This is a genomic window from Pedobacter sp. ASV28, assembly GCF_016428855.1.
Lineage (GTDB): Bacteria > Bacteroidota > Bacteroidia > Sphingobacteriales > Sphingobacteriaceae > Pedobacter.
In genome coordinates, this window is sequence record NZ_JAELTN010000085.1 from 1 (window position 1) to 16,839 (window position 16,839).

Annotated in this window: 22 protein-coding genes; 11 read left to right on the forward strand and 11 right to left on the reverse strand. The window is 38.4% G+C overall.

Annotated elements, in window-relative coordinates:
• The 8 genes from JHD79_RS20750 to JHD79_RS20785 form a co-directional block, all read left to right on the forward strand.
• The coding region (locus JHD79_RS20750) for a hypothetical protein (protein ID WP_199121276.1) at positions 1 to 182 on the forward strand (182 nt) is incomplete at its 5' end.
• An 87-nt stretch (positions 183 to 269) separates the two neighbouring features.
• Positions 270 to 1,274, forward strand: coding sequence for a M23 family metallopeptidase (locus JHD79_RS20755; RefSeq protein WP_199121277.1), 1,005 nt, complete (start codon positions 270 to 272; stop codon positions 1,272 to 1,274).
• Positions 1,256 to 2,398 (forward strand): tetratricopeptide repeat protein, encoded by a 1,143-nt coding sequence (locus JHD79_RS20760; RefSeq protein ID WP_199121278.1) that lies wholly within the window; start codon positions 1,256 to 1,258, stop codon positions 2,396 to 2,398. Before JHD79_RS20755 ends, JHD79_RS20760 begins: the two co-directional genes overlap by 19 nt.
• A gap of 35 nt (positions 2,399 to 2,433) precedes the next feature.
• On the forward strand, positions 2,434 to 3,006 hold the full coding sequence (locus tag JHD79_RS20765; RefSeq protein WP_233164812.1) for a tetratricopeptide repeat protein: 573 nt from the start codon (positions 2,434 to 2,436) through the stop codon (positions 3,004 to 3,006).
• 291 nt (positions 3,007 to 3,297) lie between these two features.
• The gene (locus tag JHD79_RS20770; protein ID WP_199121280.1) at positions 3,298 to 3,513 is read left to right on the forward strand and encodes a hypothetical protein; all 216 of its coding nucleotides are present in this window, start codon (positions 3,298 to 3,300) and stop codon (positions 3,511 to 3,513) included.
• Positions 3,507 to 3,686 (forward strand): hypothetical protein, encoded by a 180-nt coding sequence (locus JHD79_RS20775; protein WP_199121281.1) that lies wholly within the window; start codon positions 3,507 to 3,509, stop codon positions 3,684 to 3,686. The genes JHD79_RS20770 and JHD79_RS20775 overlap by 7 nt, the downstream gene beginning before the upstream one ends.
• 452 nt (positions 3,687 to 4,138) lie before the next feature.
• Positions 4,139 to 5,056, forward strand: coding sequence for a hypothetical protein (locus JHD79_RS20780; protein WP_199121282.1), 918 nt, complete (start codon positions 4,139 to 4,141; stop codon positions 5,054 to 5,056).
• 110 nt (positions 5,057 to 5,166) lie between these two features.
• A complete protein-coding gene (locus tag JHD79_RS20785) occupies positions 5,167 to 5,976 on the forward strand; it encodes a C1 family peptidase (RefSeq protein ID WP_199121283.1) in 810 nt (269 codons plus the stop codon).
• A gap of 57 nt (positions 5,977 to 6,033) precedes the next feature.
• Here the strand turns inward: JHD79_RS20785 and JHD79_RS20790 are convergent, their stop codons facing one another.
• The gene (locus JHD79_RS20790; RefSeq protein WP_199121284.1) at positions 6,034 to 6,384 is read right to left on the reverse strand and encodes a hypothetical protein; all 351 of its coding nucleotides are present in this window, start codon (positions 6,382 to 6,384) and stop codon (positions 6,034 to 6,036) included.
• Positions 6,385 to 6,575: 191 nt separating this feature from the next.
• On the opposite strand from JHD79_RS20790, the gene JHD79_RS20795 reads away from it, so the two are divergent.
• The 3 genes from JHD79_RS20795 to mscL are packed head-to-tail and all read left to right on the forward strand — an operon-like array spanning position 6,576 to position 7,613.
• Positions 6,576 to 6,767, forward strand: coding sequence for a hypothetical protein (locus tag JHD79_RS20795; protein ID WP_199121285.1), 192 nt, complete (start codon positions 6,576 to 6,578; stop codon positions 6,765 to 6,767).
• Between the two features lie 42 nt (positions 6,768 to 6,809).
• Positions 6,810 to 7,124 carry a hypothetical protein gene (locus JHD79_RS20800; protein WP_199121286.1) on the forward strand — a complete coding sequence of 105 codons (315 nt, stop codon included), beginning with the start codon at positions 6,810 to 6,812 and terminating at the stop codon, positions 7,122 to 7,124.
• Positions 7,125 to 7,184: 60 nt separating this feature from the next.
• On the forward strand, positions 7,185 to 7,613 hold the full coding sequence (gene mscL, locus JHD79_RS20805; protein WP_199121297.1) for a large conductance mechanosensitive channel protein MscL: 429 nt from the start codon (positions 7,185 to 7,187) through the stop codon (positions 7,611 to 7,613).
• 82 nt (positions 7,614 to 7,695) lie between these two features.
• Here the strand turns inward: mscL and JHD79_RS20810 are convergent, their stop codons facing one another.
• The 10 genes from JHD79_RS20810 to JHD79_RS20855 form a co-directional block, all read right to left on the reverse strand.
• Positions 7,696 to 8,109, reverse strand: coding sequence for a DUF1801 domain-containing protein (locus JHD79_RS20810; RefSeq protein WP_199121287.1), 414 nt, complete (start codon positions 8,107 to 8,109; stop codon positions 7,696 to 7,698).
• Between the two features lie 177 nt (positions 8,110 to 8,286).
• Positions 8,287 to 8,934 (reverse strand): hypothetical protein, encoded by a 648-nt coding sequence (locus tag JHD79_RS20815; RefSeq protein ID WP_199121288.1) that lies wholly within the window; start codon positions 8,932 to 8,934, stop codon positions 8,287 to 8,289.
• Positions 8,934 to 9,377, reverse strand: a complete 444-nt coding sequence (locus tag JHD79_RS20820; RefSeq protein ID WP_199121289.1) for a DUF1569 domain-containing protein — start codon at positions 9,375 to 9,377, stop codon at positions 8,934 to 8,936. The genes JHD79_RS20815 and JHD79_RS20820 overlap by 1 nt, the downstream gene beginning before the upstream one ends.
• 88 nt (positions 9,378 to 9,465) lie before the next feature.
• Positions 9,466 to 10,047, reverse strand: coding sequence for a Crp/Fnr family transcriptional regulator (locus tag JHD79_RS20825; RefSeq protein ID WP_199121290.1), 582 nt, complete (start codon positions 10,045 to 10,047; stop codon positions 9,466 to 9,468).
• A 176-nt stretch (positions 10,048 to 10,223) separates the two neighbouring features.
• Positions 10,224 to 10,640, reverse strand: coding sequence for a cupin domain-containing protein (locus JHD79_RS20830; protein ID WP_199121291.1), 417 nt, complete (start codon positions 10,638 to 10,640; stop codon positions 10,224 to 10,226).
• A 46-nt stretch (positions 10,641 to 10,686) separates the two neighbouring features.
• On the reverse strand, positions 10,687 to 11,712 hold the full coding sequence (locus JHD79_RS20835) for an NAD(P)-dependent alcohol dehydrogenase (protein ID WP_199121292.1): 1,026 nt from the start codon (positions 11,710 to 11,712) through the stop codon (positions 10,687 to 10,689).
• Between the two features lie 345 nt (positions 11,713 to 12,057).
• Positions 12,058 to 12,576, reverse strand: a complete 519-nt coding sequence (locus JHD79_RS20840; RefSeq protein WP_199121293.1) for a HEAT repeat domain-containing protein — start codon at positions 12,574 to 12,576, stop codon at positions 12,058 to 12,060.
• 106 nt (positions 12,577 to 12,682) lie between these two features.
• Entirely contained in the window at positions 12,683 to 14,410 is a 1,728-nt protein-coding gene (locus tag JHD79_RS20845; protein ID WP_199121294.1) for a T9SS type A sorting domain-containing protein, read from the reverse strand.
• 230 nt (positions 14,411 to 14,640) lie between these two features.
• Positions 14,641 to 16,083, reverse strand: a complete 1,443-nt coding sequence (locus JHD79_RS20850) for an SDR family oxidoreductase (RefSeq protein WP_199121295.1) — start codon at positions 16,081 to 16,083, stop codon at positions 14,641 to 14,643.
• A 384-nt stretch (positions 16,084 to 16,467) separates the two neighbouring features.
• On the reverse strand, positions 16,468 to 16,698 hold the full coding sequence (locus tag JHD79_RS20855; protein WP_199121296.1) for a hypothetical protein: 231 nt from the start codon (positions 16,696 to 16,698) through the stop codon (positions 16,468 to 16,470).
• Positions 16,699 to 16,839: the final 141 nt, after the last annotated feature.

Sequence of the window (16,839 nt, forward strand, 5' to 3'; positions counted from 1 at the left end):
CCCCCCCCCCCCCCCCCCCCCCCCCCCCCCCCCCCCCCCCCCCCCCCCCCCCCCCCCCCCCCCCCCCCCCCCCCCCCCCCCCCCCCCCCCCCCCCCCCCCCCCCCCCCCCCCCCCCATTTTCAAGCATAAGACGGCATACGAGATGGTAACGCAGGTCTCGTGGGCTCGGAGATGTGTATAAGAGACAGGAATATGGTCCGTATCACAAGATTACAACGGACCGCTTACCCACATAGGCGAATGGCAAGAAGCCCTAGATTTTGTAATTATGGATATTGATCATCAAACCTATCGATTACCTGGTACAAAATGCGAGGATTACTACTGTTATAACAAACCCGTTTTAGCTAGCGCAGATGGTATAGTAGTAGAAATTCTAGATGATATTGAAGACAACTTAATTGGGCAGGTAAACCTTAAGCAAAATTGGGGCAATACCATTATAGTTAAACACGCCGAAGGTTTATACGCAAAACTATCGCACCTCAAAAAAGGAAGTTTCAAAGTTAAAAAGGGAGATTTTGTAAAACAGGGAAGTATTTTAGCTTATTGTGGTAATTCTGGGCGTTCACCAGAGCCCCACTTGCATTTTCAATTACAACGCACTCCCTATATCGGATCAAAGACTATGGCCTATCCATTTGGTCAATATCAGAAAAGTAACCATGAGGGCATTAATGAACTCATAAACCTCAATGTACCTCTAACAGGTGATCATGTACAGAATCCAGTTTTAAAAGACAGTGTTGCCAAAGCATTTGATTTTCAGCCTGGCTTTAGACTCACCGTCACGAGTAATGACCAAATACAGGAAACTTGGGAAGTATTTACCAATGTCCAATCGCAAACCTACATTTATAGTCACCAGACGAAAGATATAGCCTATTTTATTAACGATGGACAATCTTTTTACTTTACCCGCTACTATGGTAGCCAAAAAGCACTGCTCTATCAATTTTACCTGGCCGCTTATAAAATTAATTTTTCTGTACATAAGGTACATGATCAATTTTCTTTGGATACCTTCAGGCCAAACAGTTATATACAGGATTTCATCGCTCCATTTTATTTCATCAAAGAGGAAAAATACCACAATCACACCATAGAACATGGAGATGGTTTCGTTATAAAGGTTAAGATCGAAAAGCTGTTTGCAGGCAGGACAAGGAAAAAGATTACGGCCGAGATCAAAATTAATGAACTAGGAATCTATGGATTTGAAATCCATCATCCAGAATTAAATATACAAGCAACATGCGCCAGTTATATCTAATTTTGGCCATACTATTAATAGTGCTGCCTAAAGGGCATGCACAACAGGGCTATCAACAAACAGATAGTATTTCAAGCGCATTATACCAATTGGAACAATGGCCGGAACTATTAGCGTTCGGGGAAACCAGCATTGCCCATGGGGATGATTTTCCTAATTTGAGATTGAGATTAGGTTATGCCGCATTACAATTAAAAAATTATAGCAAGGCTCTGGCTCACTATCAAAAAGTATTGCATACTGACCATTACAACCAAATGGCTTTATACCATGCTTATTGGTGCAATATTCTATTGAATAGAAACTCCATGGCATCTTATTATGCCAAAAACCTAGAATCAAAATTTCTTGACGAAAAAGAGCTTCATTCCATAGCCTTCAACTATATTGGTACCGAGATGTCTTATAGATATACCAATATCCATTTTAGGGAAGAAGCTACCTATAACCGTTTGTATACACAATTAAGGTTAGGTTATCAATTGCATATTGATCAATCTATTTCCTATTTCAATCAGAAAGTGATGGACAAAAAAATCCAACAACCAGATTATTATATCAAACTACATTATGTTCCTTTGGACCGTTTGGCCTTAATTGCCGCCTACAATTATTCCAAGTCTAATTTCATTCAAAGTATATATACTAAAAATCATACTGCTGTAATTGGCCTTAAGTACCTTAGTCCTCATTTCAATACTCAATTTGACGTCAATCTTTCTAAAGTCGACGAATCAAGGTCTACTCAATTTAATCTGCAGTCGATGCTCTATTTCATGGGCAATCTAAATGTTTATGGCGGGGCCAAGATCTCACTACTGAACAACAGTAAGGTGAATTCATTCATTATCACCCCTCTGCTGGGCACCAAAATACTTCCTACGATCTGGTTAGAAACTTTTGCCAATTTGGGCAAGCAATATAATTTCATTGATTCGGAAGGGCTTTATGTATTTAATAGTATAGATTATACCCACACAAAACTTAATGCAAGTGCTTATTTCTTAATAAAAAAACACTTACTTTTAAATATAGGTTATACTTTTGAGGATAGAACTGGCGACAATTTGAGATTTAAATACCTTCAACATGCTGTTAATGCTAATGTAACATGGAAGTTTTAAGAAGTTTATCAATGGTATGTATAGCCTTACTTTTCATGGCTAAAGCTAATGCACAAATCAGTGCCAATATGCAAAAGGCATTTCAAAACAGCTATGCCCACGAAACCAAGAAGCAATACACCGAAGCCATCAGCGACATCATGCCCTTTTATAACGAAAATAGCTATGAGGGTAGCCTGCGTATTGGCTGGCTATATTACCTTGCCAAAAACTATACTTCTTCTCAAACTTATTATGCCAGGGCAGTGAACATCAGACCAAATGCCATAGAGGCCAAATTTGGCTATATACAACCACTTTCACTTTTGGGAAGTTGGGATAAAGTTTTGGTACAATACCAGGGTATCCTTAAAATCGATCCCCAAAATACACAGGCCAATTACTGGACTGGCGTTATTCTCTATAATCGAAAGCAATATGCCAATGCCATTAAATATTTTAATAAAGTTACCCTTCTCTACCCTTTTGACTATGATGGTAATCATATGCTGGCTTGGGCCTATTTGTTATCTGGAAATAAAACAGAGGCCAAAAATTACTTTGAAAGGGCACTCTTAATCAAACCAGGTGACAGTTCAAGCAGTGATGGTCTAAGTAGAGTTAAATAGTTTCCTACAAAGGAATCAAAAAATTTTCATTTCTTCTCTTCTCCTAAGACTGAACTTTCTATCTAACGTATAGGCCTTTTTGGTTAGTTCAGACCAATTAAATTTTTCCTATAAGTATTTTCGATTGAAAGTTTAGGCTATAGGTTGATTTTGTTTAGAATTTTGTTAATTCTTTCCATCACACCAATAGTTGACCTTTAAACAGCAGACATTTCAGCATACAAATACGATTTAATAAAAAAACAAACCAAAATAGGTCATTTTTTGTTCTTCTATCAACACTAAAAGTTTATGGCCATTCAAGATTATGCATCTATAAGTACCCAGAAAAAAATTATTGGGGTAGCCGAGGAAAAAGAGCAATTATTTTGGGCATCTGAGTTCGGCATTAGCATCGAAAGACTTAAATCTATTATTAAAGCCACTCGAAGCTTAGATTATGAAACCATCAGGCAGTATATCAGAAAAAGTAAAGAAACCTTAAAAAAATATCCAACATCATGTTAGAAAAACAGACCGATCAATTACAGAACGAAATCAGCCGCCAAACTACCGAGCAAAAACATCATGCCAATAGTACAGAAAAGTATATTAGACCATCTGTCAATGCAAAGAGAAAAATAGATACTCCCAAACCTACTTTTCGCTATCATAAAGATGGTTTATATGGGCTGCTTTAGCAGCCTTTTTTATTGATCGTCATTCCTTAAATACCAATAGGCCTTATCTTTATACATCAATTATTTATTGGTATTCCTTTATTAAAAGCATAAAGCTTCCCCCCACTAATATCCATTACGTTTTCTTAGCAAAAAGATTACATGAACTTTCTTACACTGTAGTAAGGTTTCTCCCATCCAATCGAATATCAATCTCTGCTGGTTCAAATTATGGTTTAAACATTATTATCAGCAAAGCCTCTTTGGCTTATTACTACTTACCGATCGGTCTTAAGGCTGAAGACAGGTGCTAGCGCTAAAATTAGATCATTTCTTATCCTGAGCTTAGGTCTAAACAATAAAATTACCAACATACAGGTATTGACCAACCTTCTAAATGCCAATAACTTAGATAAAAAAAAACAATCAAGCTGATTAAGCAATGATTGATCTTAACCATTAACTCAATAAAAATGGAAAACTTAAAACTAAATCATTTTGAGCATAAAACGCTCGTTGTTCCAGAATCAACGTTAGAGATGTTAAATGAACTTGGCGTACCCAGTTTTGAAAAATATCGCAAAGCTGAACAAACCATGATACCTCCCCAATTTACATTGAGAGCTAACATGAGCGCTGTTCAAAACCAATCTTTTGGGGGATATTGTACTGCTTTTTGTACGAATTCCAATTTAGAATATATCCATAATAGAATTCACCTATCAGAATCCTGTACTAACCATGAAGCTGAATCTCGTTGGGGTGATTGTGTGGAAGGTTTAGCAACGGTTCATGCCTACCAAGCATGTAAAAACGTTGGAATTGTTCCCATTACCGATTGGCCTTATGATGCTTCCAAAGCTTGCTGGAACCCAGTGCCAAACACCTCAGGAAAACCAAGATATAAATTTGCCAACTTTGCTAATATCTATAACAGACCATCTTCATTAGTGGTAAAGAATATGATTGATATTTATAATGGAGATTTACTGACTATAGATTCAATCCCTGGAAATTTTGTAAGGCTATTAAAAGAAGCTTTGTTAAACTGGAATGTGCCTGCCAGTATCGATGTTCCTGTATGGTGGCAATCAGATGGGCATTTCAAAGCTGGCTGGGAGAATGGGCCCAATATTTTTATGCCAAGTGCGGCATTGTTAAAAACTTGGTTGGATTACCATAAAATTTCGACTCAAGAAAAAAAACTAAAAGCAATGAACCCTCCAAATGTTTCTGGTTGGCACTGTATTTCAATTTGTGGTTATGATGATTCCCAAGCCAGGTTTATCTTCAAGAACAGCTGGGGATGGTGGTGGGGCGATGCTGGCTATGGTACTATTCCCTATGATTATATTACAGCTTTTTCAAGGAGCGGATTCATTGGAAAATAAAACTGAGGATAATTGATATAAAGTATCAATATGAAAAAATTAAATAGAACATGTGCTCTATGGCACCTACAACAGATAGGCAGCATTAATTATTCAATTTGCTATATGATATGAAAAATAAGGAAACAAGAGTACATAGAATTCTCAATTGCACCCCATCAATCATCTCTGAAAAAGATTTCTCTTTTGAGGATGCAAAGGGAGCTGGCTTTGTTGTAAATAAGCTAAAGGTGATCCCAGAAACCATTGACCTTCGAGAAAATTGGTGGAATATAAACGATCAGGGCAGCACTGGCTCCTGCGTAGGTTGGGCTACGGCAGATAGTCTACTTCGTTGGCACTACATCAAGAAGAAATTGATCAAGAATAGCGACCTTTTATCGGTTCGTTTTATCTGGATGGCGGCCAAAGAGACAGATATATTCAACAATAGGCCTTCTACATTCATTGAAGAAGCCGGTACCAGTTTAAAAGCTGCGCTTGATATAGCCAGGAATTATGGTTGTGTAAACGATTCTTTATTGCCTTTTAAAAGTGGTAAATTATATGACAGTACAGAGAATCTATTCTATGTCTCCGCTTCCCGCTTAAAAATATTAAATTACTTTAACCTTATTAAGGGTACATCTTCCAAAATTACAAATTGGAAAAACTGGATTGCTGCTGGAAACGGTCCTATCCTGACAAGGCTGGATGTAGATAGTACTTGGGATAATGCCTCAATGAACAAGGGTAATTTAGACCGTTATTATCCATCGAGTGCCAGAGGTGGTCATGCTGTTTCAATTGTTGGTTATACAAAAGATCGTTTCATTGTCCGAAATAGCTGGGGAAATACATGGGGCGATGATGGTTTTGGCTATGCATCTTTAGATTATGCCGAACAAGCCTTTACCGAAGCTTTCGGTATCACTATTTAACACAATCTCGATGCTCGAAAAATCATCGCCCTTACAATACCCATAATAGAGATTACTCTATTTAACGGCAAGTTGCTTAGGTTCTGTAACTACGATCTGTAACTTTCCTTTATATTCCTGTATCTTTCCCGTAATACAAATACGCTTATTGGCATAAACCTCAGCAGGTTCTTTTGCAAATTTTGGACGATCGGCCTTATACACGACCACGGTAAGCAGTTCTTTCGGATATTTACCACCTATATTCAATAAGGTTAGGTTATCCAAGGCTCTTGAGCTGTAAACCGAATCGCAGATCGTTACTTCTTTGCCTAAATGGTTAGCTACTTCCTTAATGGAAATAGTAGTTTGGCTCTTGGCCATTAGTGCTAACATAGAAAACGCTAGCATCAAAAAGATTTTTTTCATGTTGGTTTTGGAATTGTCTTGTTGCATGCAAATGTAGAATATTTTGTTGGTTTAAATGGGGCAAATCATTTCACCGAAAAGCTGCAAAAAGATTTAAAAAACTAGGCATAGACCTGATTTAAACAAACTTGAACAAAATGAACAAAGGCATTAGTACCTACTTTAATTATATTTAAGAAAGCCAAAAAGTTATGAAAAGCTCGAATCAACTTATAAAAGGCCTATACCGAAAAGGTCAAACACCTTATCAGATTATTAAAAAACTGATTAGAAGAAGAATTGAAATTGAGGAGAAAAATCATCAGACTATTGACAGGTTAGCTCAGCTTAGGGCAGATACCGACAAACTGTTACACCCCGAGAGATATCAGGAAAAACAATAAATAAATAAATAAATATATCATTTACACATTAACCAATTGATCATGAAAAAAAAGAACATTTTGACTGGGATACTAGCTCTTGGGCTATTTGCTGCATTTACAGTGCCTTCGGCAGCAAGGCAAACGGTTGGTGAAAAAATAGAGAAAACCGCAAAAAAAGTAGGGAATAAAACTGCCGAAGTTGCCGTTAAAGGCAGCTCTAAAGTTGCAGATAAAGTTTGGGAAGGTAAAATGGCACCAGACGGTACAGATGTATACATCAATAACAAAAACCAAAAGTACTATGTAAACAAGAAAGGAAAAAAGGTTTACCTGAAAAACTCTCAAATTAAAAATAGGCCCGAAAAAAACGGATAAATCAGCCATCGTCCATTCTTTGGTATAGCACTTAAGAGAATGGACCCTAAATTCATCATTATGGGTTTTGTAACAGAATTCAAAGAGTTTGCCGTTAAGGGCAATGTTATGGATCTAGCGGTCGGTGTTATCATAGGTGGCGCCTTTGGCAAGATCATAGACAGTATGGTCAATGACCTCATCATGCCACTGATCTCTGCTATTATCGGAACCGCAGATTTTAGCAATATGTATATAGTACTTAAAGGAAACGTAAGCGCAGGAACCTCATTGGTAGATGCCAGAAAAGTACCCGAAGCCGTTGTTTTTGCCTATGGTAATTTCATTAGTGTGGCCATCAATTTCTTATTGCTTGCACTTGCTGTTTTTATGCTCGTTAAAGGCATCAATTCGATGAAACGTAAACAGGCCGCTGTTCCTGCGGTGCCACCAGCACCTACCAAGGAAGAAACCTTATTGACAGAAATCAGGGATTTACTTAAAAAATAAGTTGGAAAGAATGTCCTAGAAATGCACTTGCTGACCTATCGACAACGAGATTTTGGACATTCTTTCATAGATTATATAACTTTTAAGGATATATCATTTTCATATGGCTTACCGATTGATCAATCATCTCTTTCAGTACTTCTATATGAATATCTTCCAGTCTTTTAATATATACACAACCTTTACCTGTTTTATGCTTACCTAACTTCTTCAACAGATTTTCTCTTTCTTCAAAACTAGCCATATATAACACAATGGCTGTGCTACGCGGCGAAAAACCAATCAAAGGGGCATCTCCCTCATGGCCACTGGCATATTTGTAATGATAACTGCCAAAACCTACAATTGCAGTTCCCCACATTTTAGCTTTCTGCCCTGTTCTTTCCTCCATAAGTGCTACGATCTGCTCACAGTCTTTTCGTTTTAAGGGATCAATCACTTTTTCTAGAAAATCACCAACATTCAGATCAGTTTCAACGGTTTTATTTTTTGCCATAAGGTGAATTTAATAAAATTTCTCATTAGGTCATTATCCTTTAACAAAACCTTTACTGCTTAAGTTTATCATTTTCAAATCCATTTCCGATTGTTTGTACTGATGTATTTCTTTCATGTGAATTGACCATCAATAATTTCCTAATCCATTTCAGCTCAATCCCCTCTCATTTAACATCTATTTAGACCAACTTATTTTTTTCAGTATCAAAAGATGAGAAAGCAGCACAATTGGGACAATTATTGCAGGAAGCAGTGTATAGGGAAATTGCATAATGGCTAAATTTGGCTGTCCGAATGCCAAGCTTTGTACAGGCGAAGGCGCTGATAGTATGGCCATACCTACAATAACAGTCAAAAAAAACAAGCCTATTATATTCCATACCCTTAAGATCATATTATTGATTTTCCTTTTTGAAAAAATGGACCAAATAAGCATCACTGCGGCAGAAATACCTATTAGAATATCATAGTTCCATCCTTTAAAGGTCATGATGATTGGCACTTTTGCCTCAAGGAAAAGCTGGAACAAGGTCAACTCTACGGGTATCCTCAAAACATGTATTGCCATTAGTAAATTAAGCTTCAATAGCCTAACATCGGTTCTTTTATAGACATAAACCACAAAAATAATAGCAGGTATCATAACCAGTAAAATTCTGGGCGGTACCTGAACGGTCTGCTGAAAAAAACCATAATAAGAAAGCAAAGCGATCATCATCGTCCAGATCACATAAGCAAAAAAACCATTATTCTGCCTATTCGTTCCCCAATAAAAGAACAAACCGCACAAACAGGCCACCATGATAAAACCCAAGGCCATCATTAGCTATTAAATTGCCTAAGGTGATGATCAGTATGTTTAAAAACATAGCGACCAATCTGTTCATCTGTCATTTTCCCAAAGAAAGGATGAACAAAAGTTCCATTGGTATAGCTTTTATAAGCTTCAAGTAGTTCCATCCATTTTAATTTTTCTACCTCAAAATTTCCAGTGTCTTTTATCTTAAGTGCTAGATGTGTTGGCTGGTTTTTCTTAATGGGTTCATTATTTTTCAATAGACCTTTTAAAATCATTTTTCCAAATATACGACCTATCAACACACGTGGATAGCTACGTTTGCCCAAAAACATTTCCTCGCTCTTGGTGCAGTGTCGAATCATTTGAAAGCAATTCATTTCACCCCATTCTGCTACATTTTCAGTAGATAACGCCCTGATCCTTTCGATCAGTTCTGCATTGATATCTTTATCAAAAATACTTTTCATTACGCTAGTGGTTATCGATTTATCAACCGACATAAAGCTAGGCTATGCTTCCTTAAATCAACTTGCCATAGGACAAGAAATGAAAAAACTACTCTTTGGCTACTTCCTTTCTGATCCTACTTAAAGAGGTATCGGTAATCCCCAAATAAGTAGCGATATGTTTTAGAGATACATTTTGGATGATATGGGGCTTTTTTTGCAATAGCTGTTGATAACGTGCTTTGGCTGGATCGGCAATCACCGATATGCTATGGTTTTTAAGTGCAAAGTAGCTTCCAACAAGCGTTGTCCTCCCTTGCTCTCTAAAAGCTGTTATACTATGGAACAAGGTTTGAAAAGTATCAAAGTCCAGCTGCCAACAAACACAATCGGTTAAGGCCTGCATATTTTCACGCGTCGGATTCCTCAGGAAAAAAGAGGGCCAATCGATTGCAATATCACCTGTGGAATAAAAGTTTGTACTGATGTTTCTGCCTTCTGTATCTTGAACAAAAGAACGGATAAAACCACTTTCAACAAACCAATAATTGTTGGCAACTTTCCCTTCGCTCAGCAAAAAACTATTCTTGGAAAACACCACCTTCTTAAACTTCAAAATGATCGTTTCTAACTCTTGTGCTGTAAAATTTTCTTGGCTAAAAATATTAAGCAAAAAATGTTTATCGTCCATATAGATTGCCTTGTTGAGCGACTTGATCAGTTAAATACATATCGCAAATTAAAGCTTTATATTTTATTTCTGGTGGCATTTAGGTTTATCATCATAAAAACAGCATTACTATAGCCCTGCCAATACAGAAGAGATGAGTTAATGATATCCACCACTAACCGAGTATTATCTCCACCCTATTGGTTATTGTTCACCTTTTCATACTCCCCTTCCGTTACGGGCTGTAGCCAAACCACATTTTCTTCACCTTTATAATTGGTAATGGCAACATGCACCATTTTATCACTCGCCGATGCCCCATGCCAATGTTCCAGGTTTTCTGGAATATTGACTACATCGCCCTTTTTAATGGCTTGCGCAGCTTTGCCTTTTTCCTGATACCATCCCTTACCTTCAATAACCATGAGCACTTGGCCCCTTGGGTGCGTATGCCAGTTTGTTCTTGCGCCTGGTTCAAAAGTTACACTGCCCAGTGCAAAATCATTGTTCCTATCCCTTGCTAACAAAGGTGTTAAAAAAGCATCTCCGGTGAACCAGTTACTGGATAATTTTTCACCTTTTGGAAAAATAAAGGAATGGTTGTCTTCTATCATTTTTTTTATTTTAACGTAATGTAAACGGCTAAATATACTCAGTAAATTATGGAATAAGCACAGCTCTTCCCTTAATTTGCCCATGCCTTAGCTTATCATAAACTTCCAATGCTTGGTCAAGCTTATACTTCTCAATTTCAATATGGATCTTTTTCTGTCTAGCCAGCCCAATGACCTCCATGAGTTCGGTTCTCGACCCCCAATAGGGATTGGTAAGACGCACACCAAAAGGTAATCCATTCATATTGTACTCATATTTTCCACCACCTAAGCCAACAATGGTTAAATCGCCATCCAAGCCTACCACTTTTGTTCCCAGTTCAATGGTTGAAGAGGCTCCTACAAAATCTATCACTACTTTGGCTTTCTTTATGCCCGTGATCTGCCTTATCTGTTCTCCTGCATCTTTATCCATGGAATTAACAGTATGGCTGGCTCCTAATTTCTTGGCGAATTCCAATCTTTCCGGCGTAATATCGCAGGCAATAATGGTAGCACCACTCATTTCCGATAGGATCTGTAGCGCCACATGCCCCAATCCGCCTACACCTATTACCACTACATATTCATCGGGCATTAATTTGTGTAAAGAACGTTTAATGGCCGAATAAGGCGTTAATGCGGCATCGGTTAAGGGAGCAGCAATAACCGGGTCCAGATCATGAATGGGTACTAAAAGTCTTGACGAGGGCACTAACATATAATCCGCCATGCCACCGTTCAGTCCCAGTCCTCCTCCAAAAGCCATTTCCGACTGGTGATCACAATAATTTTCCTTTGATTGTTGACAGGGCTTGCAATGCCCACAACCCCATGGGCCATATACCAATACGGCATCACCTTTTTTAAAACCTTTTACATCTTGCCCTACTTCTTCTACCCATCCCGCATTTTCATGACCCAAAGTAAAAGTTACCCCAGATACAATGCCTTCGTCTATAATGTGTAAATCGGAATGGCATACTCCAGCACCTCCAATTTTCAACAATACTTCATCCCCTGATGGAGAAGGTTTCTCCAAATCCTTCACTACACGAACATCTTTGTGTCCATAATATCTTACTGCTTTCATTATTGTTTCTATTTATGATGAATTATTTAATCAGATCGACCAAAAGGTTAAAATTCAGGAAAGGGGAACAAACCATTCCTCCAAGGTGGCATTTTATCACTGCTTTGTGTAAATACAATCAGAACCGCGAATTTGTTTCCTTCTTTTTTTATTTTACACCACTGAGATATATCCCTGTATTACCTGGACCTCAACCTAAAAAGGCGATGCTTGGAGAACACCGCCTTTCTTTAAGTTGTATACTTGAGAACATTTTTAGTTTAAAATCCACACTCCAAGTGCTAAAGAAAATCTATATACCCCCCATTCTTCACAAAGATTCTGTGACGGCCAAGCTATTAAATTTTATTTTTCTACTTTTTTCAAGGCCTCCAAGTATTTTTTCTTTACCCCATTATCCTCTTCCTTCAAACTAAGTTGCTCCATTACAGGTAATAATTTTTTGTTATGATCCGTCTTGAGTTTCAATATTTCGGCAAGTGCATAAGCTGTTGCCCAACGAACAACGGTTCCTTTATTTTCAGCATTCTTTAACAGTTCATCAATGGCTTTCGTCAAATCTAATGGAAATAGATTGGCTATATTGCCTATTACTTTTGCACTTTCCCATTTGATCCGTGGCTCTTCTTCCTTTAAGGCCTGGACAACATAGTCGAACAAAGGAGCACTGGCAATGGCTGTCGATTTTTTCGTTGCATATTCTAATGCTTCGATACAGGTTGCTCTATTTGAAGCAGATGGTTTGTCGGCAAATGCCAATAATTCTTCCATTGGCAATTCTTTATTAACCAACCATTCGCCAATTTGGGCCACTTTTCCTTTGGCTTTTATCGACTTGTCCTGAAAGATTTCTTCTATGGTCATATTTATTCGATATGAAGTTAATTATTGGATTGGTTTTGTCCAAGTCCCTCCTTTCAGATATATATCAGGATCAGCAAACTTGTTAGATTTTGGCTGATCATCATCCTCATTGCTTTACTACTTTTCTTGTAACGCTTCCGGCTGCTCCTACCCATCTAAACAGATAAATTCCATTTGGATAAGCTTCCAAGCCTACCGTTACCTCTGTAGCCGAGGGCTGCAATAAAATCGTTTTTAACACCCTTCCCTGTAGATCAGTCACCATAAGGAAAGTGTATTTACCTGATTCAAAAAATAAGCGCACCTTATCTGTGGTTGGATTGGGATAGGTCTTGATACCATCTACAACCAGATCATAAGCCAAGCCTTTTATTCCCAGTTCAGCTTTCTTACCATCTGCATCCACTTGCAGCAGCTTATAATAATTGTTGCCATTTAATGGAGCCCTATCGGTATAACTGTAATTTTTCAGGGTAGCAGAACTTCCTGCAGCGTCCAGTCTTGTCAGCTCCCTAAAAACCTGATCATCGCCACTACGGTAGACTACAAACTGTCTGCTGTTGCTTTCTATAGACGTTTGCCATTTCAGTTTGACATTGGTTCCTTCGATTTCGGCAGTAAAAGAAACCAGCTTGACCGGCAATACATTCGCATCCCAGGCCTCTATCGCTCCCATATCGATAATTCCACCAGCAGCATAATTGAATACACGGGCATTACCCATTAGGTCTTTGGAACCTGCAACAAGCCCGGCGTATAGCCCATTGCTACCCATATTTATTACCGGGCTGGTGGCTTGCAGTGAAAAGTCCCCTCCCACAAATGGTGCCGTGGTATAGGACGGAGCAACTACAAACTGGGGATCTGTACCTGCCAGGTTATGATTAGTAGTGTTCGCAGCACCACCCTGCAACATGCTATACTGCATATTGGTGCTTCCGCTAATCACCCATACAGGTTGTGTAGTTCCGTTACCATAGATAATACTATTATAAAAAGAAGGGGTAGAACTCGATAGAACGAATGCCCCGCCCCAACCTGCCGCGTTGTTAGAGGCAATGGTTGCATTAATAAGTACTGGATTAGAGGCATAGCAGAACATCGCTCCCCCATTACCAGTGCCCGAAATATCGGCATGATTTCCATTAATCAAAATATTGGTAAATACAGGATTAGAACTGTACCCTATATACAATCCCGCCCCTGCTATAGCTTTATTTCCGCTGATTATTACATTATTGACCGCAGGCGAAGCTCCATGAAAAATAATACCTCCCCCAGCAATCCGCATTACCGAGTTCCCATTTACGGACAACGCATTTGTTTCATTTCCTGTTGTTGAACAACCTTTCATGATGGTAAATCCATCTATGAGCGCTGTGCCCATGTTACCAGAAGCCACTACTACGTGATAGGCATTGTCAGTATAATCGTTAACTATACCCAAATCGCCAGTTAGTATAGTTTTGTTAGCAGCTAACCCCAAGTTTCGGTCTGCCAATACGGTTTCTGTTCCCGCAAAACCACCGTATACTTTTACATCTTTTACCAATACGAAAGCCTTGTCCCTGTTATCAGCACTTGCAAAATCAGCGGCGAATAGCGGATAATAGGTACCACCGGCCACCCAGATTTGTTTTACCGTACCAGGGCTTGCTTCACTTGCTGCCTTTAGCGCATTGGCCAATTCGCCCAGCGCATTATTCCAAGTACTGCCATTGCCAGCACTTCCCTTTTTAACGTATAAAACACCGTTGGCATCGGGCGTTTGGGCAAATATTGTAGTGACTGAAATTTGGATCAGCAGAAAAAATAGCAGCAGTTTTATTTTCATCAATTTTTCGGATTATATGGATCTATCGCATTCATTGACCAGTAGTAACATCAATTAGGACTACCCCCGAACGAGAAATAGCCGATTTACAAGGTATCAACGCACGAAAATAAAAATAAAAATAATTATTGTCCCATAATGATTGATGTATTAAGGATCCCAAACTGAGTTTCGGACTATTGATCATCATCTTGATAATGGCGACAAAATGCCCTTTACCCGAGGATGATTCAACGGTCTATGGAGACATGATAACCAACAATATTCTTCATCATTCCTTTAAAAATAAAAGCATGAAAAGGCAAAATGGCATACCAATATAATCTACCTGTGAGACCTAAAGGACGAAAAGTAGCCGTTTGTATAAATCTATTTTCCCTATCTATTTTAAATTCAAGCCAGGCTTCACCAGGCAACTTCATTTCTGCGTACAACAATAACCGTCTATCCTTTTTATCCGCAAGAATTACTCTCCAGAAATCAATTACACTTCCAGCCAATAGTGTATTGGAATTTGTTCTTCCTCTTTGCAATCCTACTCCGCCAAATAATTTATCCAGAAAGCCCCGAATGCCCCAAAGCCAATTTGCATAATACCATCCTGTTTCGCCACCTATGGCCCAAACATTTTTCAATACAAGCTCCGGATCATCTACTTTCATTGATCGTATATCTTTAAAACAGCCTTCATGGGGAACTTCAATAAGTTTTTTAAACCGATCAGGATAAATATATCCATTCATTGCATCCCGCCAGCTTGATATAACCTGATTTTGTTCTATTTTATCAAAAGCCAATTCGATCGATTGCTCATAGGTAATGGGCTTGATGTTTAATCTTTCCTGCAGATCATTTGGCTTTGCAACTACATCAACCTTCATACTCTCTACCAAACTGCCAGCCAAAGGATAAGAAACCGAGGTTACAAAATATAGCCAATAAGAAGAAAGTCTTGGTGTCATAACCGGTATAGTAAAAATCCATCGTTTAAGCCCCCTCGCTTTAGCGAAACGCAAAAGCATCGCCTTGTAAGTAATCACTTCGGGCCCACCTATATCATATGATTTATTGAAAGCATAATCCTGCATCAGCACACCTTCGAGAAAGTGAAGTACGTCACGAATACCAATGGGCTGACAACGCGTATTGATCCACTTGGGTGCAATCATTACAGGGAGTTTCTCTACCAGGTCCCTGATAATTTCAAAACTCGCACTTCCCGACCCTACAATAATCCCCGCCCGTAAAGTAGTTAAGGCATACTTAGGCGATTGTAAGGCCTCCTCAACACTCAGACGCGAACTTAAATGTTTCGATAAATGCGCACTATTCACAATCCCACTTAAAAAAATAACTTGTTTTGTAGAAGTGCGTTCTATGATGCTTTTAAAATTATTTGCAGTCGACAGCTCAGCTTCGGAAAAATCACCCTTTTTTGCCGACATGGAATGCATGAGGTAATAGGCTACATCGATAGCTATAGGTATATGGTCAAGACTATCTTTGTTCAAGAAATCAACTTCAACAACTTCTAAATCAAACCCTGCATATTTACTTTTATCAAAACGGTTTTTATCCCGAACGCAACAAATCACCTGATGCCCATTTTCAAGCAAAATAGGGAGCAATCGCTGAGCTATGTAACCAGTAGAACCTGTTAACAATATCCTCATACTTAAATATACGTAAAAACCGGAAATAATATTCGCGTTCAATAAAAATGTAGACGGTTCAAGTGCTTCTTTATAATGATATTCGCATCCAACCCAATTGGATCTAACTATTTTACAGCAAATAGCCTACAATTATCAAAGAGATAGAATTGCAATGGATAATATCTAAAATAAAATCCATTCCGTTTCAAAACCCTGTTTTAAGTACATCTAAAAAACAACCCTAAAACATTACACAAATAGCTGTTGACCAATGGTGTATTTGGCTGGTAGCACAGAATATGCTTGAACTCAGATATGGACATTATAGCAGATCAACAGGTTTGGTTTCCAATATCATTACTTGAAATCTAAAAGTAAAATAAGGAAGATTTCCTACAAATACTAGAACTCAAGTATCACACCAAAAGAAGGGATCAGATTTCCGGATTTAGTATTTAAGATAAAGGGAATGCCATTTGAACCATTGGTTTGTAAAGGCTGCCCATCTGTCGTTAAAAAGCTGCTGTTGTCTTCAGTTCTCTTAAACGTATATTTTGGAAAACTATCATTTTCACTTTTCAGGATATTTTGGATATCAACATATAAACTCAATGCTGTTTTCCTGAAATTCATCCGTTTATCCACACGAAAATCCAACTGACTGAATGGGGATAACCTTTCAGTATTTAACCTGCTATATTCCGCTATTCCTGTTCCCAGCGTTTAATAGTTTTGCTGAGAAGCCTGTAAATCATATGGTGTATACGGTGAGCC

Bases quoted from the DNA above. Each gene is read 5' to 3' on its own strand.
- JHD79_RS20815 (WP_199121288.1), bottom strand. From the start codon at position 8,934: ATGATGGCCTTGGGTTTTATCATGGTGGCCTGTTTGTGCGGTTTGTTC.
- mscL (WP_199121297.1), top strand. From the start codon at position 7,185: ATGGGTTTTGTAACAGAATTCAAAGAGTTTGCCGTTAAGGGCAATGTT.
- JHD79_RS20855 (WP_199121296.1), bottom strand. From the start codon at position 16,698: ATGAATTTCAGGAAAACAGCATTGAGTTTATATGTTGATATCCAAAAT.
- JHD79_RS20785 (WP_199121283.1), top strand. From the start codon at position 5,167: ATGAAAAATAAGGAAACAAGAGTACATAGAATTCTCAATTGCACCCCA.
- JHD79_RS20820 (WP_199121289.1), bottom strand. From the start codon at position 9,377: ATGAAAAGTATTTTTGATAAAGATATCAATGCAGAACTGATCGAAAGG.
- JHD79_RS20795 (WP_199121285.1), top strand. From the start codon at position 6,576: ATGAAAAGCTCGAATCAACTTATAAAAGGCCTATACCGAAAAGGTCAA.
- JHD79_RS20850 (WP_199121295.1), bottom strand. From the start codon at position 16,083: ATGAGGATATTGTTAACAGGTTCTACTGGTTACATAGCTCAGCGATTG.
- JHD79_RS20830 (WP_199121291.1), bottom strand. From the start codon at position 10,640: ATGATAGAAGACAACCATTCCTTTATTTTTCCAAAAGGTGAAAAATTA.
- JHD79_RS20840 (WP_199121293.1), bottom strand. From the start codon at position 12,576: ATGACCATAGAAGAAATCTTTCAGGACAAGTCGATAAAAGCCAAAGGA.
- JHD79_RS20800 (WP_199121286.1), top strand. From the start codon at position 6,810: ATGAAAAAAAAGAACATTTTGACTGGGATACTAGCTCTTGGGCTATTT.
- JHD79_RS20770 (WP_199121280.1), top strand. From the start codon at position 3,298: ATGGCCATTCAAGATTATGCATCTATAAGTACCCAGAAAAAAATTATT.
- JHD79_RS20790 (WP_199121284.1), bottom strand. From the start codon at position 6,384: ATGAAAAAAATCTTTTTGATGCTAGCGTTTTCTATGTTAGCACTAATG.
- JHD79_RS20835 (WP_199121292.1), bottom strand. From the start codon at position 11,712: ATGAAAGCAGTAAGATATTATGGACACAAAGATGTTCGTGTAGTGAAG.
- JHD79_RS20775 (WP_199121281.1), top strand. From the start codon at position 3,507: ATGTTAGAAAAACAGACCGATCAATTACAGAACGAAATCAGCCGCCAA.
- JHD79_RS20780 (WP_199121282.1), top strand. From the start codon at position 4,139: ATGGAAAACTTAAAACTAAATCATTTTGAGCATAAAACGCTCGTTGTT.
- JHD79_RS20810 (WP_199121287.1), bottom strand. From the start codon at position 8,109: ATGGCAAAAAATAAAACCGTTGAAACTGATCTGAATGTTGGTGATTTT.
- JHD79_RS20765 (WP_233164812.1), top strand. From the start codon at position 2,434: ATGGCTAAAGCTAATGCACAAATCAGTGCCAATATGCAAAAGGCATTT.
- JHD79_RS20845 (WP_199121294.1), bottom strand. From the start codon at position 14,410: ATGAAAATAAAACTGCTGCTATTTTTTCTGCTGATCCAAATTTCAGTC.
- JHD79_RS20755 (WP_199121277.1), top strand. From the start codon at position 270: ATGGATATTGATCATCAAACCTATCGATTACCTGGTACAAAATGCGAG.
- JHD79_RS20760 (WP_199121278.1), top strand. From the start codon at position 1,256: ATGCGCCAGTTATATCTAATTTTGGCCATACTATTAATAGTGCTGCCT.
- JHD79_RS20825 (WP_199121290.1), bottom strand. From the start codon at position 10,047: ATGGACGATAAACATTTTTTGCTTAATATTTTTAGCCAAGAAAATTTT.